Source organism: Synechococcus sp. ROS8604 (assembly GCF_014279655.1).
In the GTDB taxonomy this organism is placed as follows: Bacteria; Cyanobacteriota; Cyanobacteriia; order PCC-6307; family Cyanobiaceae; genus Synechococcus_C.
Map to the genome: position 1 here is coordinate 60413 of NZ_CP047946.1, position 26854 is coordinate 87266.

The following is a 26854-nucleotide window of genomic DNA, read 5'->3' on the forward strand; positions in this document are numbered from 1 at the left end:
GACGTTCAAGCCGATTCTTTGTGTTGCTTGGTGCCGGGGAGGGGAAGAACTTTGCCACCGGTGTGTTCTTCGACCATGGCTTTGGTGATCGTGAAGGCAGTCACGGTCTGATCGGAGGGCAGCTCGTACATCAGGTCCAGCATCAACTCCTCCACGATGCCGCGCAGGGCACGGGCGCCGGTTTTGCGCCGGTGGGCTTCTTTGGCGATTGCCTCAACGGCCTGGGATTCGAAGTCCAGTTGCACGTTGTCCATGCTCAAGAGCGTGCTGAATTGCTTCACCAGGGCATCGCGTGGCTCGGTGAGGATCGATTCGAGTGCGTGCTCGTCTAGGGGTTCGAGCACAGCGCTCACCGGCATGCGCCCAATGAACTCGGGGATGAGGCCGTACTTCACCAGGTCATCGGGTTCGAGATGACGCAGCACCTGGGCCGCTTGGATATCGCGGGTGGCGCGGTTGCGACCCAGCCCATCATTCGGCACAAAGCCGATGGCGTTGCGGCCCATGCGCTTCTGCACCACGTCATCCAGGCCGACGAAGGCTCCACCACAAATGAACAGGATTTGGCTCGTATCGATTTGGATGCAGTCCTGGTAGGGATGCTTGCGTCCGCCTTGAGGGGGCACGTTGGCCACGGTGCCTTCCAGCATTTTCAGAAGGGCCTGTTGAACGCCTTCCCCAGACACATCGCGGGTGATCGAGGGGTTTTCGCTTTTGCGAGCGATTTTGTCGATTTCATCGATGTAGATGATCCCTCGCTGGGCCTGTTCCACATCCATATCGGCTTTCTGCAGCAGCCTCAGCAGGATGTTTTCAACGTCTTCTCCGACGTAACCAGCCTCTGTGAGAGTGGTGGCATCGGCAACGGCGAAGGGCACATCAAGCATTTCCGCCAGGGTCTGGGCCAGCAGGGTTTTGCCGCAGCCGGTGGGACCGATGAGCAGGATGTTGCTCTTGTGCAGACGGGTTGCGGTTTGGGCGGCTTCGCCTTGACCATCGCCCTGCCAGGCCAGGCGTTTGTAGTGGTTGTAGACGGCGACAGACATCACCTTCTTGGCCGCCTCCTGACCGACGACTTGTTCGTCGAGGAAGCCTTTGATCTCCTGGGGTTTGGGGATCGTGGCCAGGGTTGGAGCCGGTTTGCTGGTTTTGCGCGTTCCGCCAGCAGCCGTTTTCTTAGAGGGCTCGGCACCGTGGCGGGGATTGCCCTGCGCGTCGATCAGCTCTTCATCAAGAATCTCGTTGCAGAGATCGATGCATTCATCACAGATATAAACGCCAGGACCAGCTATTAGTTTGCGCACCTGCTCCTGGGACTTTCCGCAGAAAGAGCACTTCAGATGGGCGTCAAATTTGGCCATCGGGCTCTGGACACATCAAACGAAAAGACAGAACCGGTCGGTGTGGGATCGGACTGGATACGTAGGATCGTGGGGAAAGTGGGCTGTGTCAGCCCCCCGTAATAATTCCTTCGCCTCCGAGGTTGTCCACAACGCGATCGATCAAACCGTATTCAACCGCTTCTGCTGGAGAAAGGAAGTAGTCCCGTTCTGTGTCTTCGCTGATTTTCGCGAGCGGCTGGCCGGTATGGTCCGCCATTAGGCCGTTCAGGGTTTCCTTAAGAAATAAAATTTCTTGCGCCATGATCTCGATGTCCACGGCCTGACCTTGGGCACCACCCAAGGGTTGGTGAATCATGATCCTGGCGTTGGGAAGGGCGAGGCGCTTGCCTTTGCAGCCTCCGCTCAGCAGAAACGCTCCCATGGAGGCGGCGAGTCCGTAGCAAATGGTGACCACGTCTGGCCCGACTTGCTGCATGGTGTCGTAGATCGCCAACCCTGCAGTGATCGAGCCACCAGGTGAATTGATGTACACCTGAATATCTTTTTCAGGATCTTCCGCTTCTAGAAAAAGAAGTTGAGCAACCAGAGCATCCGCGACCTGGTCGTTCACGTCGGTTCCGAGAAAGATGATTCTCTCCCTGAGTAGACGGGAATAAATATCAAAGGAGCGTTCACCCCGCCCGGACTGCTCCACCACCGTGGGAACCCCAGGAGAGGCCAATGGGGTGTGAGCTGAAACGGGAAGGGTTCCTCGCCAGCGGTTTTCGATCGGGTGGTGGCTGCGGGCGTTAATCACGCGGCGGCGGGCAGGAGGACAGATGAGTGCAATCTATGGGCGCCGATCAGGCATCGGTGGCGCTTGGCTTGTCCTTTTCAGGTGCCTTTTCGCTCACGGTGCTGTTTTCTTCCAGCCAGCCGAGCAGTTTTTCTTGAAGAAGATCCTCGATCACGGCTTGACGAAGACGGTTGGGGTCGATGTCGCGCTCACCGGACAGTTGGGCGCTGACCTCCTTCACTTTGGCGTCAATCTCTGGATCCTCGAGCTTGAGGCTTTCCGCTTCTGCCAGGGCCGAGAGGGCAAGACTGCGGCGCAAGCGCTCCTCCGCTTCTGGGCGTGAGGTTTCCATCAAGTTGCGGACGAGGTCAGGAGTGAACAGGGATTTCACATCCATGCCCTGTTGGGAGAACTGCGCTGCGGTTTGTTCCACCAGGTTGCGCACCTCCTGTTGCACCAGGGTTTCGGGGAGCTCCACTTCGAGTTGCTCGACGAGAGCAGCGAGTAGGGCGTCGCGTCGATTGCTGGTCGTACGCCGCTCAGCGTCGTCCTTTAAACGCTTTTCGAGGTCAGAGCGGAGCTCGGCCAAGGTTTCCTGTTCGCTGGCTTGTTTCGCGAAGTCGTCATCCAGGTCGGGCAATTCTCTGGTCTTGAGATCCCTCAGTTCGATTTCGAAGCTGGCCTTGCGTCCGCGCGCATCCTCCTTGGGGTAGTCATCAGGAAAATTGCAGGCCACGGTTTTGTTGTCACCCACCTTCATGCCCACAACGCCTTCGATGAAGCCGGGGATCATGCGGCCGGGCTCGAGATCTACATCCATCGACTCGGAGCTGCCACCTTCAATCTCGCTGCCGTCGTCGCTGTAGGTGCCTTTAAAACCCACCACAGCGATGTCGCCTTCTGCAGCCTTGCGGCCCTCCACTGGCACCACGGTGGCGAGCTGTCGACGGGACTGCTCGAGCATTTCATCCACTTTTGACGCATCGAAGCTGACGCTTTCCGCTTCCGCTTTCAACCCCTTGGTGGTTTTCAGGGTTGGAGTGGGAGCGACATCGGCTTCAAAGGTGACGGAAAGGGGCTTTCCAGGCTCAAAGGACTCCAGCAAGGCTTCGTAGCCGCCATCAACTTCCGGTTGGCCAAGGGCTTCAATCGTTTCCTGCTTGATGGTGTCCCGCCAGATGCCGTCCACGAGGTTCTCGAGCGCTGTGGCGCGAATGCGCAGTCCGCCCAGTTGTTGCACAAGAACGGAGCGAGGCACCTTGCCTTTCCGGAATCCAGGCAGATTCACGCTGCGGCTCAGCTGTGAGATCGCCGCTTCGTAACTGGCCTTACAGCGTTCGGCAGGAATCGCTACCTCAACGGCCAGACGGCTGCCTGGGCGGGCTGTGGAGGTGACCTTCAGGCTGGCGGCACTCATCGGCGAGGTTTAAGAGCAGACCCATCACCTTAATTAAGTGCGAGACCTTTGCCATCCGCGTAAGGTGGTTTGATCGCTTAGCAATTCCCTGAGACGTCACGACGTCATTACAAGGTCGGGGATCGATGCATTGAGTGGCAAGTAGCCACGGCTAACACCAGATTTCGTTCCAGTTTTCATTCGTTTGATTTCCGTCGCGCCATTTCCCAACCGACCACTCACCGTTGCGGTGCTGGGTGCCAGTGGTGCCGTGGGTCAAGAGCTTCTTCTGCTTCTTGAGGAACGGAATTTTCCGGTCTCTGAACTGCGTCTTTTAGCGTCCGCCCGCTCTGCTGGCAGTCGCTGCTCTTGGAAGGGGCAGGAGCTCATCGTTCAAGAGACCACAGCCCAAGCCTTCGAGGGCGTTGATTTGGTGCTTGCCTCGGCAGGCGGCTCGGTCTCTAAGGCTTGGCGCGACGCCATCGTGGCGTCGGGAGCCGTGATGGTGGACAACTCGAGCGCGTTTCGGATGGAAGACGGCGTGCCGCTTGTGGTTCCCGAGGTGAATCCCAGTGCAGCGCATCAGCATCAAGGCGTGATCGCGAATCCCAACTGCACCACCATTTTGTTGAGCTTGGCGTTGGCGCCGCTGGCGTCGCGCCGCCCCCTGCGTCGCGTGGTGGTGAGCACCTATCAATCGGCGAGTGGTGCCGGTGCCCGGGCCATGGATGAGCTTCGCGATCTCTCCCGGGTGGTGCTCGATGGAGGCACCCCTACCAGTGAGGTGTTGCCCCATTCGCTTGCGTTCAATCTTTTTCTGCACAACTCCCCTCTGCAGCCCAATAGCTACTGCGAAGAGGAGCTGAAGATGGTGAATGAAACCCGCAAGATCATGGGGATCCCTGATTTGCGCTTTACAGCGACGTGCGTGCGGGTCCCTGTGTTGCGCGCTCACTCAGAAGCGGTCAATGTGGAATTCCTTGAGCCGTTCTCTGTGGAGGAGGCCCGTTCACTGCTGGCTTCTGCTCCTGGTCTTGAGTTACTCGACGATTCCGCCCACAACCGCTTCCCCATGCCCACCGATGTAACCGGTCGAGACCCGGTGATGGTGGGGCGGATTCGTCAGGACATCAGTGAGCCGAACGCGCTCGAGTTTTGGCTATGTGGTGATCAGATTCGTAAAGGTGCCGCTCTGAACGCCATTCAAATCGCCGAATTGCTTCTTCCTTCTGTTTGACCTGTATGAGCACTGCTGCTGAACTTTCTCCCACTCCATTTGGCCGACTGTTGACGGCCATGGTGACCCCTTTCGATGCTGAGGGACGCGTGGATTTGGCCTTGGCAGGTCGTTTGGCTCGTCACCTTGTTGCGGAAGGTTCAGAGGGACTTGTGGTTTGTGGCACCACGGGTGAATCGCCAACCCTGAGCTGGCAGGAGCAAGTGAAGATGCTGGAGGCGGTTCGTCAAGCCGTTGGACCTGGCGTGAAGGTGCTTGCAGGCACGGGCAGTAACAGCACCAGTGAAGCGGTGAAGGCCACGCGAGAAGCGGCCGAGGCTGGCGCTGACGGTGCTCTCGTGGTTGTGCCCTATTACAACAAGCCTCCCCAAGATGGCTTGGAAGCGCATTTTCGAGCGATTGCGACGGCGGCTCCCGAGCTACCGCTGATGCTTTACAACGTGCCTGGACGGACTGGAACGAGCCTGGCTCCAGCGACGGCCGCTCAATTGATGGACTGCGCCAATGTGGTGAGCTTCAAGGCAGCCAGCGGTTCGATTGAAGAAATCACCGAGCTGCGCTTGGCCTGTGGACCTCGCCTCGCAGTTTATAGCGGTGATGACGGCTTGCTCTTGCCGATGTTGTCCGCTGGTGCTGTCGGCGTGGTGAGTGTGGCCAGCCATGTTGTTGGCAGGCGTTTACGCCACATGATTGATGCCTTTCTCAGCGGTCAGAACGCTGTTGCCCTTGGTCAACACGAGCAGTTAACGCCGCTCTTCCAGGCCCTCTTTGCCACCTCCAACCCCATCCCTGTGAAAGCTGCACTCGAGCTGAGTGGATGGCCTGTCGGTGCTCCTCGTCTTCCCTTACTCCCCCTTAATTCAGCCATGCGCGATTCCTTAGCCGACCTTCTCTCTGCCCTGCGTCAGACCTGACGCTCCGGCTGCCAATTGAGATTTTTTCCCTTTTTTAAATTCCTTCGCGAGATCTATCGATGACATCCACTCTCTCTAAAACCAAGCAGGCCTGTCTCCGTGTGATTCCACTCGGTGGCTTGCATGAAATCGGCAAGAACACCTGTGTGTTCGAGTACGGCGATGACCTGATGTTGGTGGATGCCGGCTTGGCATTCCCCAGTGATGGCATGCATGGGGTGAATGTGGTGATGCCTGACACCAGCTTCCTGCGTGAAAACCAGAGCCGGATTCGGGGCATGATCGTGACCCACGGCCACGAAGATCACATCGGTGGCATCGCGCACCATCTCAAGAATTTTGATATTCCGGTGATTTATGGGCCGCGTCTGGCTTTATCCATGCTCACCGGAAAAATGGATGAGGCCGGTGTGACCGATCGCACCACCCTTCAAACGGTGGGTCCCAGAGACGTCGTGAAGGTGGGTCAGCACTTTTCGGTGGAGTTCATTCGCAACACCCACTCGATGGCCGACAGCTTTTCGCTGGCGATCACGACTCCGGTGGGCACTGTGATTTTCACCGGTGATTTCAAGTTTGATCACACCCCTGTGGATGGCGAGCACTTCGACTTGGCCCGGCTAGCCCATTACGGCGATCAGGGTGTGCTGTGCCTGTTTAGTGACTCCACCAATGCGGAGGTTCCTGGCTACTGCCCTCCTGAACGATCGGTGTTCCCCAACCTGGATCGCCACATCGCGGAAGCGGAAGGACGGGTGATCATCACCACGTTCGCCAGCTCGATTCATCGGGTGTCGATGATTCTTGAGCTGGCGCTCAAAAATGGCCGCAAGGTGGGTCTGCTTGGGCGTTCCATGCTCAACGTGATCGCTAAAGCCCGTGAACTCGGCTATATGCGTGCCCCGGACGAGCTGTTTGTGCCGATCAAACAGATCAATGATGTGCCCGATCGCGAGACGCTGTTGCTGATGACCGGAAGCCAGGGTGAGCCCCTTGCTGCTTTGAGCCGGATTTCACGGGGTGATCACCCTCAGGTGAAGGTGAAGACCTCAGACACGATCATCTTTTCGGCGAGCCCGATCCCTGGCAACACCATCTCCGTGGTGAACACGATCGATAAGTTGATGATCTTGGGCGCCAAGGTGGTCTACGGCAAAGGCGAAGGCATTCATGTGTCAGGCCATGGCTTCCAGGAAGATCAGAAGCTGATGTTGGCGCTCACCCGCCCGAAATATTTCGTGCCTGTGCATGGTGAGCACCGGATGTTGGTGAAGCATGCCCGCACTGGCCATTCCATGGGTGTGCCAGAAGACAACACCCTGATCATCAACAACGGAGACGTCGTTGAGCTCACTCCGGACTCCATGCGCAAAGGCGACCCTGTGAAAGCAGGCATCGAGCTGCTCGATCAGTCCCGCAATGGCATCGTTGATGCGCGCGTGCTGAAGGAACGTCAACAGCTTGCCGTGGATGGCATCGTGACGATCCTCGCGGCGATCAGTACCGATGGGGCGATGGTGGCTCCGCCGCGCGTCAACTTGCGTGGTGTCGTGACCACCGCGGATGCCCGCAAGATGTCGCTGTGGACGGAACGCGAAATCAAGTGGGTGCTTGAAAATCGCTGGAAGCAGCTCTGCCGCAATGTGGACGGCTCTTCTCCTGAAGTGGATTGGATGGGCGTTCAGCGCGAAGTGGAGGTGGGCCTCGGTCGGCGCATGCGCCGTGAGATGCAAGTGGAGCCCTTGATTCTTTGTCTGGTTCAGCCCGCACCTGGTGGTACACCGGTGTATAAGGGCCGCGCTGATGCAGAGCCTGACACCCGTCCGTCATCCCGCGGACGCGGAGGTCGTCATGGCGGTCCCGGCCGCGACAGTGGCAATGGCCATGTTCGGCGTGATCGCAATGCGGCACCGGCTCGGGTGGTGCCCTCCCGTGTGATTGGAACACCAGCCCCTGCAGCGGCAGGGTCAGCTCCAGCAGCAGCGACGCCAGCACCGGCTCCAGCTCCCGCGAAAGAGCCTGTTGCGGCGGCCGTGGTTGTGACCAGTGCTCCAGAGCCGGAGATGCCAGCTGGACGCACCCGTCGTCGTCGTTCAGCGGCGGCTTAGGGAACGCCAGGCCATCGCCAATCGCTTCTGCAAGGGGAGCGATGTTGGCTGGTCGTCATCAGCGGTTTGTGCTGATGACGATCCAAGTTGGCGACTGTGCTTTAGGTGCACGCGCAGCAGTCCGGCCTCCAAGCGCTTGGGATCGGAATCAAAAGCTCCTGCAAGCGATGGCGTTAAAGCCTGCGCTGGAGCTTCTTCCAAGCTCACTGGCTGTTCAGATCGCTCTTGAGCGCTGTCCAGCTCCCTTGGCTGCGGCGCGTTTGTTGTCGTAGCCGTCTTCGTATTGGTCTTCAGCCAGGGCATGGCCGTTTCGACTGGTTGAGCTGCTGGCTTTTCAGCTGCTGGTTTTTCTGCTGCTGCGCGTTGATCTACAGCCGCGGGCGTTGAGCTGGCATTTAAAAAGGGATCACGGATGAGAGCGTCGCTGGCTGTCTGGCTCGATTGGCTTTGAAAGGGCACGGATGCCGGTTCTTCTTCTGCAGCAGCAGGCGCCGACACCGCAACATCAATGACAGGTGAGCGCTCCAGGGATTCGTTGAGGCCTTGTTGAGCAAGTTCGCGCAGTGTGTCTGGCGGTTCGCTGGCGAGCACAAGCCGGTAAAACTCTGCGCTCTGGCCCACATCATCCTTTCCATAAAGGTGGATGTGGCCGAGCAACAGGGCCACAAAGGCTCTCCAGGCCAGGGTTGCGTCCCGTTCCGCTCCAGAGGCGGGAAGCGGCTCCAGTTTCCCCAGCAAGGGACGCGCCAAGTCGTCGGCTTTGTCGAACTCACTGGCGCTGTAGGCCTGCTCAGCGGCGACGTATTGCTCCTGAAAATCAGCGTCCAAACGAGGTTGTTATGGCTTGTTCACCAGTTGTACCGAGTCGCGGGTCCATTGCAGAGTCTTGTGCCCTGGCAAAGAGCGGCTCCCGGGGGGGCGGCCAGGGCCAATGGCCCAACTCAGGGTGTCGAGTTGGCTGGCGGAGAGGCTCCCAACGCCTTGTTCTTGCAACCAGTGATGGAGCAAGAGCCGACGGCTGGCTTCTGGCAACACCTTGAGGGCGTTGCGTTTCAGGCCGCATTCACAACGCAGCTGTTCAAGGGCCAATGTGGCGAGGGTGCGTTGGCTCTCCTCCACTTGAGAGACCCGCTCGCTGAGCTCGGCAATCCGTTGACTGCAGCCGGGATGCAATTCTTCCAAGACAGGTAGTACTTCGTTGCGAACGCGGTTACGGCTGAAGGCCGGATTGACATTTGACGGATCCAACCAGATGGGCAATTGCAAGTCCTCGCAGATTTGGGCGGTGTCGTCTCGGCTGAAGCTCAGCAGGGGACGCACCAGCCGAGGGCCGCTGGGGTCGTTGCTCTGAAGGGGTCTGATGGGCCGCAAGCTGCCAAGACCGGCTAGATCTGTGCCTCGTGCCAACTGCAGCAGCAAGGTTTCAGCCCGGTCGCTCGCCGTGTGAGCGGTCAGAACCGTGAGGCAGCACAGCTGTTGGCTCAGGGCGGCAAGCTCTCGATAACGCCAAGAGCGGGCGCTGGCCTCTGTTTGCGTGTTGTTCTTTGTGTTGCGGCTGATCTGAAGATCCAGCTCCTGGCCTTGGCACCATGCCTTGAGTTCGGAGGTCATGGTTGCTGATTGATCGTGCCAACCATGGTCACCGTGCCAGAGCTGCAAGTGCCAATGGTGCAGATGCCGAAGCCCCAGGAGCAGGCCGAGTAAGGCCATCGAGTCCTGACCGCCGGAGAGGGCAATCAGCAAGGTTGTCCCATCTGGCAGCAGGTTTGGCTGCCTCAGCAGTTGGCGGTGCAGCGTGTCGTGCCAAGCCAACCAGGATGAGCAGGCAGCCATGGTGTGGCCAGCGCGTGAAACAACTGAGAATTGATCTTGCCCGTTCTCAGGCGGGATCACACGCGCGGTGTGAGAATGAAGCAACCTGATTTCGCTGGGATGTCCCGCCTTTCTCTGCTGCCCGCTGAGCTCCGCCGCAGCCTGGAGCAGCGTTGCGCACTCAAGGTGATTGCCGGTTTGATGAACTTCGATCCAGCCAAGGTGGCGATGGTGGCGGCTGCCGCTGGTCGCGGTGGTGCCGATTTGATTGATGTGGCCTGTGATGCGGAGCTGGTCAAGTTGGCGATCGAGGCCTCCGCTGGCGTGCCTGTGTGTGTGTCTGCGGTGGATCCCGAGCTGTTTCCTGCCGCTGTGGCTGCTGGTGCGGCCATGGTGGAGATTGGCAATTACGACGCCTTCTATCCCCAAGGCCGCATCTTTGATGCCGCTGAAGTGTTGGCGATCACCCGCCGAACTCGCGAGCTCCTTCCCGACGTGGTGATGAGCGTGACCGTGCCCCATGTTCTGCCGCTGGATCAGCAAGAGCAGTTGGCTGTGGATTTGGTGGCAGCTGGTGCTGATCTGATCCAAACCGAGGGCGGCACCAGCGCCAAGCCGTTCAGCGCTGGCAGCCTTGGTTTAATTGAGAAAGCAGCTCCCAGCTTGGCCGCCTCCCACAGCATTAGTGCCGCGTTGCATCAATCCGAGTGCGCTGTGCCCGTGCTCTGCGCCTCTGGATTGTCTGCAGTTACAGCGCCGATGGCCATTGCTTCCGGTGCTGCTGGTGTGGGAGTGGGCTCGGCGGTGAATCGCCTCAACGATGAGCTGGCGATGACTGCGGTGGTGCGTGGGCTCCGCGAGGCCTTGGCTCGTCCAGTGATCAGCCGCGTCTGATTGCGGTTGCATCCGTTCCATCCATCCAGCGATCTCGTTCTTGGCAGCGATGTTTGGGCAGTGGTGCCCCTGCTGCCTGGACCAGATCCTTTTTTGGGCAGGTTCTCCAAAGATTCCTAGCTTGCGATCAGAGCTGCTTGGACTGTGATGGGAACGCTTGGCTGGTTGCTGCAATGGCCGATTCGGGCCCTTGTATTGCTTGTCGTGGCAGCTCTTCCGCTCGGAGTGGAACTGGCCAGCTTCGGGACAGCCCTATGGGCAGCAGTGTTGATTGGCTTGTTGGGCACGCTGCTGATCCTGCCGCTCAAAGTGGTGATGGGCCCGGTTTGGGCCATTACCTCGCTCGGTGGGTTGATTTCGCCGGTGTCGTTCCTGTTCAACTGGATGATCACGGTCATCCTGTTTGGTTTGGCCGCTTGGCTGATACAGGGCTTTCGCCTTAAAAACGGCCTGATCAGTGCGATCCTTGGCGCGGTTGTCTACAGCGTGATCAGTGCTGTGGTGTTGCGTGCCCTTGGCATCGCTGATGTGGACTTCACCAGGGCCGCCTTGATCGGATCGTTGGCCTGATCCATCGGTTGGTTTGAGGTCCTTGGGTTGGTTTCAGCTGCGGCGGATACTCCGTTCTCTGATCAATCGCCGTAGCCTAATCAGCCTTCCTTCAGGCTTCTCGCCACCGGACCATGCCCGCCTACGAGCTATCGGCGCCCTACACCCCCAAGGGAGATCAACCCACGGCGATCGCCAAATTGGTGGAGGGTGTCAATGGTGGAGAGCGTTATCAAACGCTTTTGGGTGCGACGGGTACGGGCAAGACGTTCACGATGGCCAACGTGATCGCCCAAACCGGACGTCCGGCCTTGGTGTTGGCCCACAACAAAACGTTGGCGGCCCAGCTTTGCAATGAGCTCCGGGAGTTCTTTCCGCATAATGCTGTGGAATATTTTATCTCCTATTACGACTACTACCAACCGGAAGCTTATGTTCCGGTGAGTGATACTTATATTGCTAAAACAGCATCGATTAACGAAGAAATCGACATGCTGCGTCACTCTGCGACGCGGTCTCTGTTTGAACGTCGCGACGTGATTGTGGTGGCTTCGATTAGTTGTATTTATGGGCTAGGAATTCCAAGCGAATATCTCAAGGCGGCGGTGCCGTTCAAGGTGGGAGAAAACCTAGATCTGAGGGGATCGTTGCGCGATTTGGTGAACAACCAGTACAGCCGCAACGATACGGAAGCTGGCCGTGGGCGTTTTCGCGTGAAAGGAGATGTGCTTGAAATCGGTCCGGCCTATGACGACCGCTTGGTGCGGATTGAATTGTTCGGTGATGAGGTGGAGGCGATTCGCTATGTGGACCCAACCACCGGTGAAATTCTTCAAAGCTTGGAAGCCATTAGCATTTATCCGGCTAAACACTTTGTGACACCAAAAGAGCGTCTGAATGATGCTGTGAAGGCGATTCGTAGTGAGCTCAAAGACCGATTGGAGTTTTTAAATGGAGAAGGAAAGTTGCTCGAGGCTCAACGCTTAGAACAACGCGCCACCTATGACCTGGAGATGTTGCAACAAATCGGGTATTGCAATGGAGTGGAGAACTACGCCCGTCATTTGGCTGGTCGTGAGCCTGGATCCGCTCCCGAATGTCTGATTGATTACTTTCCAGACGATTGGTTGTTGATCGTGGATGAAAGCCACGTGACCTGCTCCCAACTTCTTGCCATGTACAACGGCGACCAGGCCCGCAAAAAGGTGCTGATCGACCATGGCTTCCGTTTGCCGAGTGCGGCGGACAATCGGCCCCTGAAATCGGAGGAGTTTTGGGGCAAGGCCAAGCAGACCGTGTTCGTGAGTGCCACCCCGGGAAACTGGGAGATGGAGGTCAGTGAGGGCCAAGTCGCCGAACAGGTGATCCGTCCCACGGGTGTGCTGGACCCGCTTGTGGAGGTGCGGCCTACCACCGGACAAGTGGATGACTTGCTCGGTGAGATTCGTGAGCGTGCGTCCAAGAAGCAGCGGGTGCTGGTGACCACGCTCACCAAGCGGATGGCGGAAGACCTGACGGATTACTTGGCTGAAAATAAAGTTCGCGTGCGCTATTTGCACTCCGAAATTCACTCGATTGAACGGATCGAGATCATTCAGGATCTACGCCTCGGTGAATACGACGTGCTCGTTGGCGTGAACTTGCTCCGGGAAGGATTGGATCTCCCCGAAGTGTCGCTGGTGGCGATCCTTGATGCGGATAAGGAAGGTTTCCTGCGAGCTCAGCGCTCCTTGATTCAGACGATCGGCCGTGCAGCCCGGCATGTGGAAGGCAAAGCCTTGCTTTACGCCGAGACCATGACCGACTCCATGGCCAAGGCGATTGAAGAAACCGAGCGTCGCCGCAGCATTCAGCACACCTACAACGAAAAGCACGGGATTACCCCCACCGCTGCAGGCAAGAAAGCCAGCAATTCCATTCTCAGTTTTCTTGAGTTGTCACGGAAGCTCAAAGCTGATGGCCCGGATGCGGACTTGGTCAAGGTGGCTGGAAAGGCGGTTCAAGCCTTAGAGGAAGACAGCGATGGCTTGGCTCTCGATGCCCTGCCTGAGCTGATTGATCAACTCGAGCTGAAGATGAAGGAGTCAGCCAAGAAGCTCGACTTCGAGGAAGCGGCCAACCTGAGGGATCGGATCAAGAAGCTGCGCCAGAAGTTGGTGGGGAGCGGCAGATGATCAGGCTTCAAGCGGAGACTCTGTGCCCTGCGCTTGATGGCATTCAGATCCGCCCAGTTGGAATCCGGCATGCACGGCTTCGAGGGCTTTGATGCCATCGGCTTCGGCCACCACGCAACTGGTACGGATTTCGCTGGTGGCGATCAATTCAATGTTCACGCCTGCTTCGGCAAGGAAGCGGAACATGCGTCCTGCCGTTCCTGCGGTGGCAGGCATCCCAGCACCAATCGCGCTGACGCGGGCAATCGCAGGACCATCTTCGAGAACGGCACCGGGCCATTGGGCCAGGAGCGGTGCGAGCGCTTGATCAGAGGCTGCCCGGTCTTCCCGTTTCACAATGAAGCTGATGTCACGGCTGCCATCGCTGTGCTGCCGTTCGGATTGGACGATCGCATCAAGGCTGATGCCGGCATCCGCGAGCGCTGAACAGAGGGACCCTGCCATTCCTGGTCGGTCCGGCACGTGGCGCACGCTCAGTTGCGCCTGATCGCGATCCAGGGCGACGCCCCTAACCTCGGGTTCTCCTTCCCCGCTGACAGGAGGGTTGATGTGTTGCTGTTCTGGGCTGAGCTCAAAGGTCTGTTGCGCAGCTTGCAAGGCTTTGCTTCCCATTGAGGCATCCACCACGCAGCTCACCTTCACCTCGCTGGTGGCGATTAGACGCAGGTTGATGCCCTCCCTCGAGAGCGTGTCAAATAAGCCAGCGGCAATGCCAGGGCGGCCCATGATCCCCGCGCCCCTGATGCTCAGCTTGCTCATGCCTCCGTTAGAGCTGAGGTTGCCGCCGAGGCTGTCCACCAGCGTGGTGCAGATGCTGCGGGCCTGGTCGAGATCGGCATCCGCCACGGTGAAGGTGATGTCGTTGCTGCTGCCCTCATGGGTGGCCTGAATGATCAGATCCACGTTCACTCCGCCTGCAGACAGGCTTTCGAACAGGCGGGCAGCCACTCCTGGCTGATCAGGGACGTGGGAAAGGGCCAGCACGGCTTGATTTTCGAGGAGCTCGACGCCGTCCACAGGACGACCGAGTTCCAACCCTTCGCGGCCGATCGGTCTGGCATTGCGACTGGTGAGCGTGGTGCCTGGTGCATCACTCCAGCTGGAGCGCACCACCATCTTCACGCCGTAGTTGCGGGCGATTTCCACGGCACGGGGGTGGAGCACCGCTGCCCCCAAACTGGCGAGTTCGAGCATTTCATCGCAGCTCACTTGCGGCATCAGTTGGGCATTGGCCACCTTGCGTGGATCGGTGGTGAGCACCCCTGGTACATCGGTGAAGATCTCGCAGGCATCGGCACCCAGGGCTGCCGCTAAGGCAACAGCTGAGGTGTCGGATCCTCCTCTCCCGAGGGTGGTGATTTCGGCTGTTCCGCCACGGCTGAGGCTGGTGCCTTGGAAGCCAGCCACCACCACCACTTGCCCTTCTGCCAGCCGGGCGCGCAGCCGGTCGGTGCGCACATCGAGGATGCGGGCCCGGCCATGGGCGGATTCGGTCACGATCCCCACTTGGGCGCCGGTCATCGAAACCGCTGGCACGCCCAGTTCATGCAGGGCCATGGAGAGCAGGGCGATCGAGACCTGTTCGCCTGTAGAGAGCAACATGTCCATCTCCCGCTGCGGCGGAGTGGCGCTGATCGCTTTGGCCTTGGCGGTGAGCTCGTCGGTGGTGTGGCCCATGGCCGAGACCACAATCACCAGATCATTGCCGTCTTTTTTGCAGTCGGCGATGCGCCGGGCGACGGCCTGCAGGCGTTCCACGCTGCCGACGGACGTGCCGCCGAACTTCTGCACCAGCAGGGCCATCAACGCCGTCCAATCAACATTTGATTATTTCAGCTCATCTGAGTTGGGCTCAGCCAAGGAGTCCATCGCGAAAAGCATCACCAGGTTGTGCGCCGCGTTTGAGGGCTGCTTCCACGTTCAGTAACCGGCCTAGCAAGCTCAGGCAGCGCTGCGAGCTGCGGCCTTGCAATTGCTTGCGCATCACGTAGATCCGCTTTGGATTGCCGATGCCGGCGGCTTTGGCAATCACGGCCACATCACGCTCTCCCTGTTGTTCCAGCAGCAACACCCAAAGCCAGCCACGGATTTGTCCGGTGAGGGTGGCAACGATGCGTAGGGCGGGTTCCCCTGCATCGATCAAGGCATCCAGTAGTCCGATGGCACCGCCCGCATCGCCTTCCAGCAAGGCATCCCCCACCGCTAGGGCGTTCGTAGCTTGGCCTTCAATCAAGGTCTGCACGGCTTCGGTGCTGATGCGCTCGTGTCCGTTGCTTTCGGCGTGAAGCGCCAGTTTTTGCAACTCCATGGTGAGGCGTGCGCTGTCATTGCCGATGGCATCAACAAGGGCGGACACGGCATCCGCTTCCATGCTCAAGTTGAGTTCTGCCGCTGTGCGTTCCACCAACTGGCACTGGCCGGCTCCGTCCCAGATCGCCGGAAGCTGGAACTTTTGTTCGCTGGCGAGCCCCTGCTTCACCCGTTTCTGAAGCGCTTTCGTGGTGCGTAACCGTCCGTCGGGTTTGGCTGGGTTGGTGAGCACCAGCTGGGTGCTATCTGGGATGAGTTCGAGGGCCGCTTCAAAGCGATCGGCCAATTCGCTTGGGCAGGCATTGCAAAAGGGTGAGCGTTGCAGCAACACCACTCGCATGCCCGCTCCAAAAGGAGGTGTGCGTGCTTCCTCTAGGGCCTGTTGGGCTTGGCCGGCTTCGCTGCCATCGAGGCGGCTGAGATTGATGCTGCTCCAGCTGGGATCAATGGCCTCCTCGATCAGGGTTGCGACGGCACGGTCGCGGGCAGCACTGTCGTCACCCCAGAGCAGATGGATTGGCATGGAGAAGCTTGAAGTTCAGGGGGCGGCGTTGCGTCGATGATGCCGGAGTTGCGTCTGGATTCCTCTGAACCGCGATCATCCGATCTTTACCGAAAGCATTCGCCGCATTCGGGGCCTGCTGGGAGAGACCGGTCTGGACCCCCTGTCGCAAGACGTGCTGGAGAGGCTCGTGCACAGCAGCGGGGATCCCTCCTTGGCTGCCCTGCTGCAGTTCAGCCCGGGTGCTTGTGATGCCGGACTTCAGGCCCTTAAGGCGGGAGCTTTGATCCTCACGGACACGGCGATGGCGGCAGCGGCGGTGCGGCCGATGGCAGCGCGGACCGCTGGCAATGAGGTGCGCTGCCTGCTCGATTGGGCCCCGGCTCAGTCGCCGCAAGGATCCACCCGGTCGGCAGCAGCGATGGTGCGCGCCTGGCCAGAGCTGATCCAGGCCGCTGAGGTTGCGAGTCAGCCGTTGCCGCTAGTGCTGATTGGCAGTGCTCCAACGGCCTTGGAGCAACTCCTGGATCAATTGGATGCGGGGGCAGCGGCTCCAAGCCTGGTGATTGGCATGCCGGTGGGGTTTGTGGGCGTTCCGGAAAGCAAGCGTCGCTTGGCGCAAACCCCCCTGGATCAGATTCGCTTGGACGGCACCCGTGGCGGCGCCGGTCTGGTGGCCGCCGCCGTGAATGCTTTGCTGCGTCAGGTGGCCAGTTGATCCAATACCTGGCGTGCTCGCTGGACTACAGAGGCTGGTACTCCGGCTAAGCGGGCGGCTTCGATTCCGTAGCTGCGGCTGGCGCCACCAGCCGCGACGCGATGGAGGAACACCAGATCGCTGCCGGTTTCTTCCACCAGCACCTGGCAGTTGGCCACGTTGGTGCGCTCGTCTGCTAGTGCATTCAGCTCGTGATAATGAGTGGCAAACACAGTGCGGGCCTGGAGATCACCGGCCAAATGCTCGCTCACGGCCCAAGCGATCGAGAGTCCATCAAAGGTGGCGGTACCCCGTCCGATTTCGTCGAGCAACACCAGCGAATGTTCGCTGGCGTGATGCAGGATATTGGCGGTTTCTGCCATCTCCACCATGAAGGTGGACTGTCCGGCAGCGAGGTCATCGACAGCGCCGACACGCGTGAAGATGCGATCGGCGATGCCGATCCGTGCCGCCTGCGCCGGGACCCAACTGCCGATCTGGGCCAGCAGCTGGATCAGCCCGATCTGGCGTAGGTAGCAGCTTTTGCCGCTGGCATTGGGCCCGGTGAGCACCACTAAATCAATGCCTGTCCCCAAGTCGCTGTCATTAGGGGTGAAGGTGTCCTCCACCAGCAGTTGCTCGACCACCGGATGACGGCCCTGTTCGATCACCAGGCTGCGATCCGCTGTGATCTCAGGAGCGCACCAACCTCCTGTGGCAGCGGCCTCCGCCAGGCTGGTGAGCGCGTCAAGGCCCGCGATCGCCCGCGCGGACCGGCGGATCGCTTCTGCGTGTTCGCCGATTTGCCCTCGCAAGTCGCAGAACAATTCGTACTCGCGTTGGGCGGCGCGGGCACGCATCTGAAAAATCTGTCCCTCCCTTGCCTTGAGGTCGGGGGTGATGAAGCGTTCCTCATTCGCCAGGGTTTGGCGGCGAATCCAGTGGTCTGGAACGGCGCCTGAGCGGGCCCGGCTCACCGAAAGGAAATAGCCAAAGGTGCGGTGATATTGAAGTTTGAGGTTGCTGTTGTTGCTGTGCTGACGTTCGAGTTGCTCCTGCTCTGCCAGCCAGCTCTCTTGGTCATCGAGCTGATTGCGCAAGCCGTCCAATAAGGGGTCAACCCCGTCGTGGATCAGTCCTCCCTCGCTGAGGCTTAACGGTGGGATGTCCACCAATTGATGGCGGATGCTCGTCCCGAGCGCCGCCAGGGCGGGATCCGGTTCCAGCACGTCTGAAAGCCAAGCGGGGCCGCCGTCGAGCTGACTGGCGATCAGGTTCGCGAGTTGGGGGAGGCGCTCTAAGCCGTCGGCGATTGCCACGAGATCGCGGGCTCCGGCATGGCCTGCACCGGCCCGACCGGCCAGCCGTTCCAGGTCACCCATGGGACGCAGCAAGCGCCGCAAAGCTTGCCGCAATGGTCGCCTGCTCACCATTTGGCTCACGCTTGCTTGGCGGGTGCGAATGATCGAAGGGTCCATCAGCGGGGCCTCAATCCAGCGGCGCAGACAACGCGCACCCATGGCGGTGAGGGTGCGATCAATCGCCCAGAGCAGTGAGCCCTGGAATTGGTTGTCCCGCTGGGTGGTGGTGAGTTCAAGATTGCGGCGGGTTTGGGCATCCAGCACCAGCGCGTCCCCTGGAAAGCAGGTGATCGGTCGCTCGAGGGGCGGTGGTGTGATGCCGTCTTCGTCTAGGGGACAGGTTTCCCCCAGATAGGCGAGAAGTCCGCCGGCGGCGCGCATGGCCAGGGGAACGTTTTGCAGCCCTAGGCCGTCGAGGGTTTGCAATCGAAACCGTTCCAAGAGCAGCGCTTCTGCTTCTGGTTGGCTGAAGGGTGTATTGCCGATGTCGCAGCGTTGAAGGCGCTCCGGACACCAGCTGGGTGCAACGCCGTCTTCGCTGTGGTGGATCAGTTCCGCTGGATCGAGCCGCGCAAGTTCTTGATGCAGCGCAGCGCTGTTGTCTCGTTCGCGGACTAAGAATTCGCCCGTGCTCACATCGGCGCAGGCCAGCCCCCAGCGGAAGGGCTGCCGGCCTTGAGCGGGTTCAACAACGACTGCTGCAAGCCAGTTGTTGCGGCGCGCGCTGAGCAGGCCTTCTTCCAGAACAGTGCCTGGTGTCAGCACCCTGGTGATGTCACGGCGTAGCAGGGTTCCTTTGGCAGAGCCACTGGCAGGGGCCGCCTCGAGTTGGTCGCAGAGCGCCACGCTGAGGCCGCGGCGAATCAGCTCTGAGCAGTAGCGCTCAGCGGCGTGATGGGGAATGCCAGCCATTGGCACCCTTCCAATTTGTTTGCCGGCCTCTTTACCCGTGAGGGTGAGCTCGAGCAGGCGCGATAAACGAATGGCGTCTTCGAAAAAACATTCAAAGAAATCACCGAGCCGATACAACAACACCCGCTCGGGATGGGCGGCTTTGAGTTCCACGTAGTGGCGGAGCATCGGAGTGAGTTGCTCCGCGGCGACCTGGCTGTGGTGCGACCACGGCGGCAGATCGTCGTCGCTGTTGTCTTGTTCGTTGTGGCTGCTTGCGGAGGGGGCGGAATCTTGTGGTTGCCCTCTGGCTGTGGTGCGACCACGGCGGCAGATCGTCGTCGCTGTTGTCTTGTTCGTTGTGGCTGCTTGCGGAGGGGGCGGAATCTTGTGGTTGCCCTTGGCGCTGAAGTTGACGTTGGCGGGGGCGCTGCTTGGCGTCTTGCGTTAGCTCGTGATCATCGAGCTGATCGAGCTCCCCTTCTCTTGTCTGGCCCTTGCTTGGTGCCGAACGGGTTGGTTCCGCATCCCCAAAAAGGTTGCCCTGCAGGGCCAAGTCCGGTTGGGGCACGGGTGGCGTAGCGATCAGTGGATCGTAAGACTCACAGCAGCGGAAGACGTTGCGGGATCACCACAAGCTGTGAAGGTTGATTCCAAGGTGGGCCAGGGTTCCTAGTGCATGTGAGAATCTTTCGCACCGCCCTGGCGTCGACCTCTCTCCATGCAGATCCTCAACACCCTCACCGTGCTGGCCCTGGTGGTGATGTCGTTTGCCCTCATCGTGGCGGTTCCAGTGCTGTATGCCTCCAATGAGGACAGCGGACGATCCAATCGCTTGATCCTGCTGGGCGGGATCGCCTGGGTGGCCCTGGTGTTGCTCAACTGGGGCGTGAGCTACTTCGTGGTCTGAAGACCACGTCTCACTGGGTTACGTCTTGATGGGAGCATGGTCACACTTGCTCCAGGCTTTTTATGGCCACGTTTGAAGGACGCTTCACTGATTTAGGCCAGGTTCGTATCGCCGTTGTGGTGGCGCGTTTCAACGATCTGGTGACGGCCAAGCTGCTCAGCGGGTGTTTGGATTGCCTCTCCCGTCACGGCGTTGATACCACTGCTGAAAGCAGTCAGCTGGATGTGGCCTGGGTGCCGGGGTCGTTTGAGCTGCCTCTGGTGTCCCAAAATTTGGCTCGTAGTGGGCGCTACCAGGTGGTGATCACTCTCGGTGCCGTGATTCGCGGTGATACCCCCCATTTTGATGTGGTTGTCGCGGAAGCCAGTAAGGGGATTGCCGCTGTTGCGCGTGACACTGGCGTTCCTGTGATCTTTGGGGTGCTGACCACCGACACAATGCAGCAAGCCCTTGAGCGGGCGGGGATCAAGAGCAATCTCGGCTGGAGCTATGGATTGGAGGCTTTGGAGATGGCTTCCTTGATGAAGGCATTGCCGGGGCATTGACCAACGGCCCCTTTGTGTTGCATGCTGCCCAGGTCGTAGTGAACACAGCGTTCAACACGGCTTTGCGGATGTAGCTCAGTGGTAGAGCATCTCCTTGCCAAGGAGAGGGTCGAGAGTTCGAATCTCTTCATCCGCTTTTCGTTTTAGGTGGACTTTCGTTGGTTCACTACCGAGCTCGTCCAAGTGGTGGGTGAGCCTTCGATGGAGGCCAACCAATCCTTTTAAAAGCGTGTCCCAGCATGTCTGGGGCTAGAGGGCTCTGGCTACGTTGATCGCAACGATGTTGCTTCATTCGTGAATTCAGCTTTGCCATTGCAGCCCTCCTTTTCTCATCTTGGGCTGTACGTGAAAAGCCTGCCCGTCATGGAGCGCTTTTATTGCGATGTTCTCGGGTTTTACGTCACGGATCGCCTTGGGAATGGTGATCAGGAAATGCTGTTTCTCTCCCGCTCTTTGTTGGAGCATCACCAAATTGTGCTGGCTCCAGGTCGTTCTGAAACCAGTGTGTCGACGATCAACCAGGTCTCATTTGAAATTGAGACCTTGCGCAAGCTCATCGAGGCCTTTCAGGCGCTCACTGAACTTGGCATAACAGGAATGGAGGCCATGAACCATGGCGGAAGTTGGTCGCTGTATGTCCCAGACCCTGAAGGCAACACGATTGAGTTGTTCGTGCGTACGGATTGGTACGTCCCTCCCCATGCCACAACAGGCCTTGATCTGAGCCAGTCGGAAGAGCTGATCTTTCAACAAACAGAGATGATGGCCAAAGACACATCAGGTTCAAAGACCTGGGATGTGTGGCGTCAAGACTTTCAAAAACAGATGGATCGCCGCGGCTGAGTCGATCTCCATTTTGACTCGACATGCATTTGGTTTGATCGTTAAGGAAAAGTTGCTGTTAAAGAGTGTTTCTCTAGAGGCAGTTTTCTGTCCTCGAAGAGGATTTCGTTCTGGTTCTCTTGGCTGATTGTTTGGTTTATTGCTTGCGGATCAGCAATTGCTGAGGGCTGGCGGGTTCAAACCCCAACTGTTGGTAAAACCCTGAACTGTTGGTGGTCATGAGATAAACGCGCTCGGCGTTGCGAATCGCTTTGGCGCTCAGTAGGGCCTCCACCACGCGTCGCCCGAGTCCACGGCCTTGAAGGTCTCCAGCAACGACGACATCCCAAAGCACGGCGCGATGGATTCCATCGCTGGTGGCGCGACCGAACCCCACCATCCGCTTGCCCCGCCAAAGGCTGACGACAACGGTGCTGCCTGCCAGCATCCGTTTGAGATCTGCTGTGTTGCGCTGTTGTGCCCAAAACGCATGTTTGTGCAGCAAGCGACGCAGCTTGAGCAGGCCGCGGCTTGGCTTGAGATCAGGGCCCAGTCCAAACCAGCGCAGGCCTGGGGCGCCGGGAGCATGTTCCACCAACTGGATCCGGGCCATAGCAGTGCAGATTGCTCTTCATCATCAGCCTTTGGGTTCGCTGAAGGGCCGTGTTGAAATAACGCCAGTGGTAGAGGCCTGACTCATGCCGCGCAAGGGAATCATTCTTGCGGGGGGCAGTGGCACAAGACTGGCCCCTCTGACGTCGGCGGTGAGCAAACAGTTGCTTCCCGTTTATGACAAACCGATGATTCATTACCCGCTGAGCACCCTGATGCTGAGCGGAATCCGTGAGGTGCTGATCATCACCACACCCCATGATCAAGCTGCGTTTGAACGGCTGTTGGGGGATGGTTCCGCCTGGGGGATGACCATTCGCTACGCCATTCAGGCCACTCCGGATGGCCTGGCTCAGGCCTTTTTGATCGGTGCTGAGTTTTTAGCTGGAGCCCCTGCTGCCCTTGTGCTGGGCGACAACCTCTTCCATGGCCATGAATTGATTCCCCAGCTGCGGTCTGCAGCAGCCCAGGACAGTGGCGGCACCGTGTTTGCCTACCCCGTCCGTGATCCTGAGCGCTATGGCGTGGTGGAGTTTGATGCCAACGGTTGTGCCTTGAGGATTGAAGAAAAGCCGAAACGACCGCGGAGTCGCTATGCCGTCACCGGGCTTTATTTCTATGACGCTTCCGTGGTGGATCGGGCCCGTTTGGTCCAGCCTTCAGCGCGCGGGGAGCTAGAGATCACCAGCCTGAATCAGATGTACCTGGAGGATGGAGCTCTCAATGTGGAGTTGATGGGTCGCGGGATGGCGTGGCTGGACACGGGAACGTTTGACTCCTTGCAGGAAGCAGGCGCCTACATCCGCACCTTGGAGCAGCGTCAGGGCTTGAAAGTGGGATGCCCGGAGGAGGTGGCCTGGCGGCAGGGCTGGATTGATGCGGTCCAGCTCGAGCGCCTAGCTCAGCCCCTGATGAAAAGTGGCTACGGCTCCTACTTGCTGCAGATGCTTGATGAGGGCACGGGCGACCACGTCTTATTGCAGCGCAATTTGGACCAAAGGGTTGGCCAGGAGACTCATGCGGGTTGATCGCCTCAAGGGCCTTCATGGCAAGGATCTGGAGGGGCCGTTGCTGCTCACGCCTCAAGTGTTTGGTGATGAGAGGGGCTTCTTTTTTGAGAGCTGGAACGAGCGGCGGTTTCGCGATGCGCTGATTGAGGGAGGCACTCCTGTTGAAGAAGCGGCTGCCATCCGTTTCCGTCAGGACAATCACTCCAGTTCGTGCAAAGGGGTCTTGCGCGGTTTGCATTACCAGCTGCCGCCCGAGCCCCAGGGCAAGCTCGTGCGTTGCAGCCTTGGGGCCATTTTCGATGTGGCGGTTGATCTGCGCCTCCACTCTCCGACCTATGGCCAGTGGGTTGCTGCAGAGCTGAGCGCTGCGAATCAACAGCAACTCTGGGTGCCGGTGGGGTTTGCCCATGGGTTTCTCACCCTGAGCGACAGGGCTGAGGTGCAATACAAGGCCAGTGGGTTTTGGAACCGGCAGTGCGAACGCAGCTTGTGTTGGGCGGATCCCAGCCTCAATGTGGCCTGGCCGCTGGACCGAATTGGTGTGAGCAAGCCCTTACTGGCCGATAAGGATGCGGCAGCGCCTGGTTTGGCAGAGCTGGCAGCCGCGGGCGAGGTGTTTGCGTGAGCTTGCGATGAGGAGGTCTGAATGAAAGTGTTGTTGACGGGCTCCAACGGCCAGCTGGGTCAGGCGCTGCGGCTGTCGCTGCCGAAGGCGATCAAGGGCGAGCCATTGGAGCTGATCGCCACCAGTCGCCAGGGGGGAAACGGGATGATCGCCCTCGATCTTGCCGATAGAGACGCCTGTCGGGCGGCCGTGGTTGAGCACAGACCCGACTGGGTGCTGAATGCCGGGGCCTACACGGCTGTCGATCGCGCTGAAACCGACTCTCAGCTGGCGCATCGCGTGAATGGGGAGGCCCCGCGCGCCTTCGCTGAGGCGCTGTTATCAACAGGTGGTCGACTGTTGCAGGTGAGCACTGATTTTGTGTTCAGCGGCGATCAGGGCCATCCCTATCAACCTGAGCAGGCCCTGGCGCCACTGGGGGTGTACGGAGCATCCAAGGCCGCGGGTGAGCAGGCCGTTGGAGAGCTGCTTGGTTTTGGCTCTGATGGACATGGCGCGATCCTGCGCACCAGCTGGGTGTACGGCGCTGTTGGCAAAAATTTCCTGCTCACGATGCTGCGCTTACATCGCGAGAAGGCGAGTCAGGGGGAGTCGTTGGCGGTGGTGGCGGATCAGGTGGGATGCCCCACCTCCACCTTGGGTTTGGCAGGTGCCTGTGGTGCTTTGATTGTGCGTCGTTTAAGTGGTGTGCTGCATTGGAGCGATGCGGGTGCCGCAAGCTGGTACGACTTCGCGGTGGCGATTGGTGAGCTGGCCCAGGCCCAGGGATTGCTGGACCAGCCCGCCCCGGTCCGTCCCCTCAGCAGCAAGGACTACCCCACGCCTGCCCGTCGACCGGCCTATTCCCTGTTGGACTGCAGCAGCAGCAGGGAGCAACTCGGCTTACCCGCGCAACATTGGCGTGCTGCATTGCAAGAGGTGATCGCTGATGTTGGGGCCTGATCCGCGCGCCACGTTGCTGTGGGCCTTGCTGCTCGATTGGCTTGGCCAGCTGCTGATCCTCGCCTTGATTGTCTGGATTCCGCAGGCCTTGGATTGGTCGATTGGCGGCACACAGCTGGCGGGTCAGTACCCCTGGATCCTGTTTTGCGTCCTGGTGTATCCGCTGTTGGGTTGGTTGTTTGGCAGTTACACCGTTCTGCGTTGGCGTCGCTTGCCGATGCTTGTGTTGATCCAGCGCCTGCTCATAACCGCTGGAGCCACGTTGGCGGCTGTGGCGATCGCGCGCTGGTTGATCAATCCCGGCGAAGAGGTGTGGTTGGTGTACCGCCGGGTGCAGCTGGTTTGGCTCGTCTCGCTCAGTGGCTGGTCGCTGCTGGTGCGCCTCGGTTTGCGTCGCGGGATGCTCTTGCCCGAACAGCCGCGGCTGCTGTTGTTGGCGGCAGACGCGGAGCGGGATCGGGTGCTGCAGGCCTGGCGGCGGGTGCCGCAGAGAGAACGGTTGCGTCCGATCCAGCCCGAACAATTGGAGGCTGAACTAAGCCGTGTGGACGAGGCCATGGTGTTAACCCTCTCGCCCGAGATTCACCGTGATCCGGCTTTGCGCTCCGTGTTTCAACGGCTGGAGACGGCTGATCCGCGCTGGATCCGGGTGGTCTCACCGGAGCGTTTGTTTGAAGCCATGCAGGAACGCCTACCGCCTGCGCTGCTTTCGGATCAGGGCTTGAGCTACGACGATCTTCCTTGGGCTGTCACCTTCAGCATTCAGGCCCAGCTCAAACGCGCGGCCGATTTTTTGGTGGCGGCTGTGTTGCTGCTGCTCACCTCTCCCCTGATGCTGGTGGCGGCGTTGCTGATCTTGTGGGACGACCGCGGGCCGATTTTTTATGTGCAGAAGCGCAGCGGTTGGTTGGGCCGCCCCTTCACGGTGCTGAAGCTGCGCACGATGTCGGTGCAGTCGCCTGGCTCCCCTGCCACTTGGACCCAGCTTGGTGATCAGCGCATCACCCGCGTGGGTGGGTGGTTGCGCCGGGTGCGCTTGGATGAACTGCCTCAGCTGCTCAATGTGCTCAACGGTGAAATGAGCTTGATCGGCCCCAGGCCCGAGCGCCCAGAGCTGGAGCAGGAGCTGGAACAACACATTCCCCACTACCGCAAAAGGCATTGGATGCGGCCAGGGTTAAGCGGCTGGGCCCAGGTGTGCGCTCCCTATGCCAGCAGCATCGAAGACTCCGATCTCAAGCTTTCTTATGACCTTTACTACCTGCGCCACTTCAGCACTTGGCTGGATTTGATGATTCTGTTCCGAACGATCAAAACAGTTTTGAAGGCGGGAGGACGTTGAGGATGCAACGGGTTTTGGTCACCGGTGGTGCTGGTTTTATTGGCGGGGCGGTGGTGCGCCGGTTGCTGTCCCAGAGCCAGGCCCTGGTGTTCAACCTCGACAAAGTCGGGTACGCCAGCGATTGCAGTGGGATCGAGGCCACCCTTCAGGGCTTGGGTTCGGAGGCCAGCGATCGCTATCGCTTCATGCGTGTGGATCTGGCCGATGGTGAGGCGACAGCTGCTGCGCTGCGGGAGGCCGATCCAGATCTGGTGATGCATCTGGCGGCCGAGAGCCATGTCGATCGATCGATTGACGGCCCGGATGCGTTCCTGTCTAGTAACGTAACCGGCACGTTCTCGTTGCTAGAGGCGGCGCGGGCCCATTGGAGCGCTCTCCCTCAGGAGCGGCAACAGGGCTTCCGGTTTCATCACATCAGCACCGATGAGGTGTTTGGCTCTCTTGGAGCCACCGGTCGGTTTTCAGAAACCACCCCCTACGACCCGCGCAGTCCTTATTCGGCGACCAAGGCTGCTAGCGACCATCTTGTGATGGCCTGGCATCACACCTATGGCTTGCCGGTGGTGCTGACCAACTGCAGCAACAACTTTGGCCCTTGGCAATTTCCTGAAAAGCTGATTCCTGTTGTGATCCTCAAGGCGCTTGCGGGAGAGTCAATTCCTCTTTATGGGGATGGCGCCAACGTGCGCGATTGGTTGTTTGTGGAGGACCACGTTGATGCCCTGTTGCTGGCGGCGACTAAGGGCGTGCCTGGTGAGAGCTATTGCGTTGGCGGCCATGGCGAGCGCACGAATAAGCAAGTGGTGGAGGCCATTTGCGCGCTTCTCGATCAGTTGCGCCCCGCAGGGGCACCCCATGCCCGCCTGATCACCCCGGTGGCGGATCGCCCGGGCCATGATCGCCGCTATGCGATCGATCCCACCCGTATCAGCCGTGAGCTGGGCTGGCAGCCGCGCCATGGGTTTGCTGAGGGTTTAGAGGCAACGGTGCGTTGGTATATCGACCATCTGACCTGGTGCCACGAGGTTCGCGAGCGGGGCGGCTACGGGGGAGAGAGGATGGGCATCCGTTAAAGAGTGCTCA

Annotated in this window: 24 protein-coding genes, 1 tRNA gene and 1 pseudogene; 16 read left to right on the plus strand and 10 right to left on the minus strand. The window is 59.5% G+C overall.

The features are described 5' to 3' along the window. Window positions 1-5 precede the first annotated feature (5 nt). The 3 genes from clpX to tig form a co-directional block, all read right to left on the minus strand. On the minus strand, window positions 6-1361 hold the full coding sequence (clpX, locus tag SynROS8604_RS00320; RefSeq protein ID WP_186544697.1) for an ATP-dependent protease ATP-binding subunit ClpX: 1356 nt from the start codon (window positions 1359-1361) through the stop codon (window positions 6-8). 88 nt (window positions 1362-1449) lie between these two features. After that, entirely contained in the window at window positions 1450-2139 is a 690-nt protein-coding gene (gene clpP, locus SynROS8604_RS00325; RefSeq protein WP_186544698.1) for an ATP-dependent Clp endopeptidase proteolytic subunit ClpP, read from the minus strand. A 46-nt stretch (window positions 2140-2185) separates the two neighbouring features. Then, window positions 2186-3535 carry a trigger factor gene (gene tig / locus SynROS8604_RS00330; protein ID WP_186544699.1) on the minus strand — a complete coding sequence of 450 codons (1350 nt, stop codon included), beginning with the start codon at window positions 3533-3535 and terminating at the stop codon, window positions 2186-2188. A 184-nt stretch (window positions 3536-3719) separates the two neighbouring features. Between tig and SynROS8604_RS00335 the strand changes: the two genes are divergently transcribed. From SynROS8604_RS00335 to SynROS8604_RS00345, 3 genes are read left to right on the plus strand one after another with little or no spacing between them, the layout of a single operon-like run. After that, entirely contained in the window at window positions 3720-4751 is a 1032-nt protein-coding gene (locus SynROS8604_RS00335; protein WP_186544700.1) for an aspartate-semialdehyde dehydrogenase, read from the plus strand. Window positions 4752-4756: 5 nt separating this feature from the next. Next, window positions 4757-5665 (plus strand): 4-hydroxy-tetrahydrodipicolinate synthase, encoded by a 909-nt coding sequence (dapA, locus tag SynROS8604_RS00340; protein WP_186544701.1) that lies wholly within the window; start codon window positions 4757-4759, stop codon window positions 5663-5665. 59 nt (window positions 5666-5724) lie between these two features. After that, entirely contained in the window at window positions 5725-7773 is a 2049-nt protein-coding gene (locus SynROS8604_RS00345; RefSeq protein WP_186544702.1) for a ribonuclease J, read from the plus strand. Here SynROS8604_RS00345 and SynROS8604_RS00350 read toward each other — a convergent pair. Together SynROS8604_RS00350 and tilS are read right to left on the minus strand one after the other, a co-directional pair. After that, on the minus strand, window positions 7759-8601 hold the full coding sequence (locus tag SynROS8604_RS00350) for a hypothetical protein (protein ID WP_186544703.1): 843 nt from the start codon (window positions 8599-8601) through the stop codon (window positions 7759-7761). The two genes, SynROS8604_RS00345 and SynROS8604_RS00350, sit on opposite strands and share 15 nt — an antisense overlap. A 9-nt stretch (window positions 8602-8610) precedes the next feature. Beyond that, window positions 8611-9606: a tRNA lysidine(34) synthetase TilS gene (tilS, locus tag SynROS8604_RS00355; RefSeq protein ID WP_186544704.1), complete on the minus strand. Its 996-nt coding sequence runs from the start codon at window positions 9604-9606 to the stop codon at window positions 8611-8613. 99 nt (window positions 9607-9705) lie between these two features. Between tilS and SynROS8604_RS00360 the strand changes: the two genes are divergently transcribed. The 3 genes from SynROS8604_RS00360 (at window position 9706) to uvrB (ending at window position 13202) form a co-directional block, all read left to right on the plus strand. Beyond that, window positions 9706-10479 (plus strand): DUF561 domain-containing protein, encoded by a 774-nt coding sequence (locus tag SynROS8604_RS00360; protein ID WP_186544705.1) that lies wholly within the window; start codon window positions 9706-9708, stop codon window positions 10477-10479. Between the two features lie 147 nt (window positions 10480-10626). Further along, window positions 10627-11049, plus strand: a complete 423-nt coding sequence (locus SynROS8604_RS00365; protein ID WP_186544706.1) for a phage holin family protein — start codon at window positions 10627-10629, stop codon at window positions 11047-11049. 113 nt (window positions 11050-11162) lie between these two features. Beyond that, window positions 11163-13202, plus strand: a complete 2040-nt coding sequence (gene uvrB / locus SynROS8604_RS00370) for an excinuclease ABC subunit UvrB (RefSeq protein ID WP_186544707.1) — start codon at window positions 11163-11165, stop codon at window positions 13200-13202. On the opposite strand, the gene SynROS8604_RS00375 is transcribed toward uvrB, so the two are convergent. From SynROS8604_RS00375 to SynROS8604_RS15550, 3 genes are read right to left on the minus strand one after another with little or no spacing between them, the layout of a single operon-like run. Then, a complete protein-coding gene (locus SynROS8604_RS00375; protein ID WP_186544708.1) occupies window positions 13203-15005 on the minus strand; it encodes an aspartate kinase in 1803 nt (600 codons plus the stop codon). Window positions 15006-15054: 49 nt separating this feature from the next. Beyond that, the gene (gene holA / locus SynROS8604_RS00380) at window positions 15055-16035 is read right to left on the minus strand and encodes a DNA polymerase III subunit delta (RefSeq protein ID WP_186544709.1); all 981 of its coding nucleotides are present in this window, start codon (window positions 16033-16035) and stop codon (window positions 15055-15057) included. Continuing rightward, on the minus strand, window positions 16010-16210 hold the full coding sequence (locus SynROS8604_RS15550) for a hypothetical protein (protein ID WP_255445110.1): 201 nt from the start codon (window positions 16208-16210) through the stop codon (window positions 16010-16012). The genes holA and SynROS8604_RS15550 overlap by 26 nt, the downstream gene beginning before the upstream one ends. On the opposite strand from SynROS8604_RS15550, the gene SynROS8604_RS00385 reads away from it, so the two are divergent. After that, the gene (locus SynROS8604_RS00385) at window positions 16133-16732 is read left to right on the plus strand and encodes a precorrin-8X methylmutase (protein ID WP_255445314.1); all 600 of its coding nucleotides are present in this window, start codon (window positions 16133-16135) and stop codon (window positions 16730-16732) included. The genes SynROS8604_RS15550 and SynROS8604_RS00385 overlap by 78 nt on opposite strands. Here the strand turns inward: SynROS8604_RS00385 and mutS are convergent. Then, a pseudogene (gene mutS / locus SynROS8604_RS00390) lies at window positions 16717-19519 on the minus strand (DNA mismatch repair protein MutS). The gene SynROS8604_RS00385 and the pseudogene mutS overlap by 16 nt on opposite strands. 165 nt (window positions 19520-19684) lie before the next feature. Here mutS and psbZ point away from each other — a divergent pair. The 4 genes from psbZ (at window position 19685) to SynROS8604_RS00410 (ending at window position 21261) form a co-directional block, all read left to right on the plus strand. Next, on the plus strand, window positions 19685-19873 hold the full coding sequence (psbZ, locus tag SynROS8604_RS00395; RefSeq protein ID WP_006855033.1) for a photosystem II reaction center protein PsbZ: 189 nt from the start codon (window positions 19685-19687) through the stop codon (window positions 19871-19873). A 62-nt stretch (window positions 19874-19935) separates the two neighbouring features. After that, the gene (gene ribH, locus SynROS8604_RS00400) at window positions 19936-20418 is read left to right on the plus strand and encodes a 6,7-dimethyl-8-ribityllumazine synthase (protein ID WP_186544710.1); all 483 of its coding nucleotides are present in this window, start codon (window positions 19936-19938) and stop codon (window positions 20416-20418) included. 64 nt (window positions 20419-20482) lie between these two features. After that, a tRNA-Gly gene (locus SynROS8604_RS00405) sits at window positions 20483-20554 on the plus strand. A 158-nt stretch (window positions 20555-20712) separates the two neighbouring features. After that, a complete protein-coding gene (locus SynROS8604_RS00410) occupies window positions 20713-21261 on the plus strand; it encodes a VOC family protein (RefSeq protein WP_186544711.1) in 549 nt (182 codons plus the stop codon). Window positions 21262-21397: 136 nt separating this feature from the next. On the opposite strand, the gene SynROS8604_RS00415 is transcribed toward SynROS8604_RS00410, so the two are convergent. Further along, a complete protein-coding gene (locus tag SynROS8604_RS00415; protein ID WP_186544712.1) occupies window positions 21398-21853 on the minus strand; it encodes a GNAT family N-acetyltransferase in 456 nt (151 codons plus the stop codon). 85 nt (window positions 21854-21938) lie between these two features. Between SynROS8604_RS00415 and rfbA the strand changes: the two genes are divergently transcribed. Genes rfbA through rfbB form a run of 5 tightly spaced genes read left to right on the plus strand, consistent with a single transcriptional unit; the run spans window position 21939 to window position 26844 of the window. After that, a complete protein-coding gene (gene rfbA, locus SynROS8604_RS00420) occupies window positions 21939-22880 on the plus strand; it encodes a glucose-1-phosphate thymidylyltransferase RfbA (RefSeq protein WP_186544713.1) in 942 nt (313 codons plus the stop codon). Beyond that, window positions 22870-23487 (plus strand): dTDP-4-dehydrorhamnose 3,5-epimerase, encoded by a 618-nt coding sequence (rfbC, locus tag SynROS8604_RS00425; protein ID WP_186544714.1) that lies wholly within the window; start codon window positions 22870-22872, stop codon window positions 23485-23487. Before rfbA ends, rfbC begins: the two co-directional genes overlap by 11 nt. Window positions 23488-23508: 21 nt before the next feature. Continuing rightward, window positions 23509-24429 carry a dTDP-4-dehydrorhamnose reductase gene (gene rfbD / locus SynROS8604_RS00430; protein ID WP_186544715.1) on the plus strand — a complete coding sequence of 307 codons (921 nt, stop codon included), beginning with the start codon at window positions 23509-23511 and terminating at the stop codon, window positions 24427-24429. After that, complete coding sequence (locus tag SynROS8604_RS00435; RefSeq protein ID WP_186544716.1) at window positions 24416-25771, plus strand: sugar transferase; 1356 nt, start codon at window positions 24416-24418, stop codon at window positions 25769-25771. The genes rfbD and SynROS8604_RS00435 overlap by 14 nt, the downstream gene beginning before the upstream one ends. A gap of 2 nt (window positions 25772-25773) precedes the next feature. Continuing rightward, on the plus strand, window positions 25774-26844 hold the full coding sequence (gene rfbB / locus SynROS8604_RS00440; RefSeq protein ID WP_186544717.1) for a dTDP-glucose 4,6-dehydratase: 1071 nt from the start codon (window positions 25774-25776) through the stop codon (window positions 26842-26844). Window positions 26845-26854: the final 10 nt, after the last annotated feature.

Excerpts from the sequence above, each read along its gene's own strand:
- clpX (WP_186544697.1), bottom strand. The coding sequence starts at position 1,361 with ATGGCCAAATTTGACGCCCATCTGAAGTGCTCTTTCTGCGGAAAGTCC.
- SynROS8604_RS00415 (WP_186544712.1), bottom strand. The coding sequence starts at position 21,853 with ATGGCCCGGATCCAGTTGGTGGAACATGCTCCCGGCGCCCCAGGCCTG.
- SynROS8604_RS00435 (WP_186544716.1), top strand. The coding sequence starts at position 24,416 with ATGTTGGGGCCTGATCCGCGCGCCACGTTGCTGTGGGCCTTGCTGCTC.
- SynROS8604_RS00345 (WP_186544702.1), top strand. The coding sequence starts at position 5,725 with ATGACATCCACTCTCTCTAAAACCAAGCAGGCCTGTCTCCGTGTGATT.
- tig (WP_186544699.1), bottom strand. The coding sequence starts at position 3,535 with ATGAGTGCCGCCAGCCTGAAGGTCACCTCCACAGCCCGCCCAGGCAGC.
- psbZ (WP_006855033.1), top strand. The coding sequence starts at position 19,685 with ATGCAGATCCTCAACACCCTCACCGTGCTGGCCCTGGTGGTGATGTCG.
- SynROS8604_RS00360 (WP_186544705.1), top strand. The coding sequence starts at position 9,706 with ATGTCCCGCCTTTCTCTGCTGCCCGCTGAGCTCCGCCGCAGCCTGGAG.
- uvrB (WP_186544707.1), top strand. The coding sequence starts at position 11,163 with ATGCCCGCCTACGAGCTATCGGCGCCCTACACCCCCAAGGGAGATCAA.
- rfbA (WP_186544713.1), top strand. The coding sequence starts at position 21,939 with ATGCCGCGCAAGGGAATCATTCTTGCGGGGGGCAGTGGCACAAGACTG.
- rfbD (WP_186544715.1), top strand. The coding sequence starts at position 23,509 with ATGAAAGTGTTGTTGACGGGCTCCAACGGCCAGCTGGGTCAGGCGCTG.
- holA (WP_186544709.1), bottom strand. The coding sequence starts at position 16,035 with ATGCCAATCCATCTGCTCTGGGGTGACGACAGTGCTGCCCGCGACCGT.
- tilS (WP_186544704.1), bottom strand. The coding sequence starts at position 9,606 with ATGGCTGCCTGCTCATCCTGGTTGGCTTGGCACGACACGCTGCACCGC.
- rfbC (WP_186544714.1), top strand. The coding sequence starts at position 22,870 with ATGCGGGTTGATCGCCTCAAGGGCCTTCATGGCAAGGATCTGGAGGGG.
- SynROS8604_RS00365 (WP_186544706.1), top strand. The coding sequence starts at position 10,627 with ATGGGAACGCTTGGCTGGTTGCTGCAATGGCCGATTCGGGCCCTTGTA.
- dapA (WP_186544701.1), top strand. The coding sequence starts at position 4,757 with ATGAGCACTGCTGCTGAACTTTCTCCCACTCCATTTGGCCGACTGTTG.
- SynROS8604_RS00375 (WP_186544708.1), bottom strand. The coding sequence starts at position 15,005 with ATGGCCCTGCTGGTGCAGAAGTTCGGCGGCACGTCCGTCGGCAGCGTG.
- rfbB (WP_186544717.1), top strand. The coding sequence starts at position 25,774 with ATGCAACGGGTTTTGGTCACCGGTGGTGCTGGTTTTATTGGCGGGGCG.
- ribH (WP_186544710.1), top strand. The coding sequence starts at position 19,936 with ATGGCCACGTTTGAAGGACGCTTCACTGATTTAGGCCAGGTTCGTATC.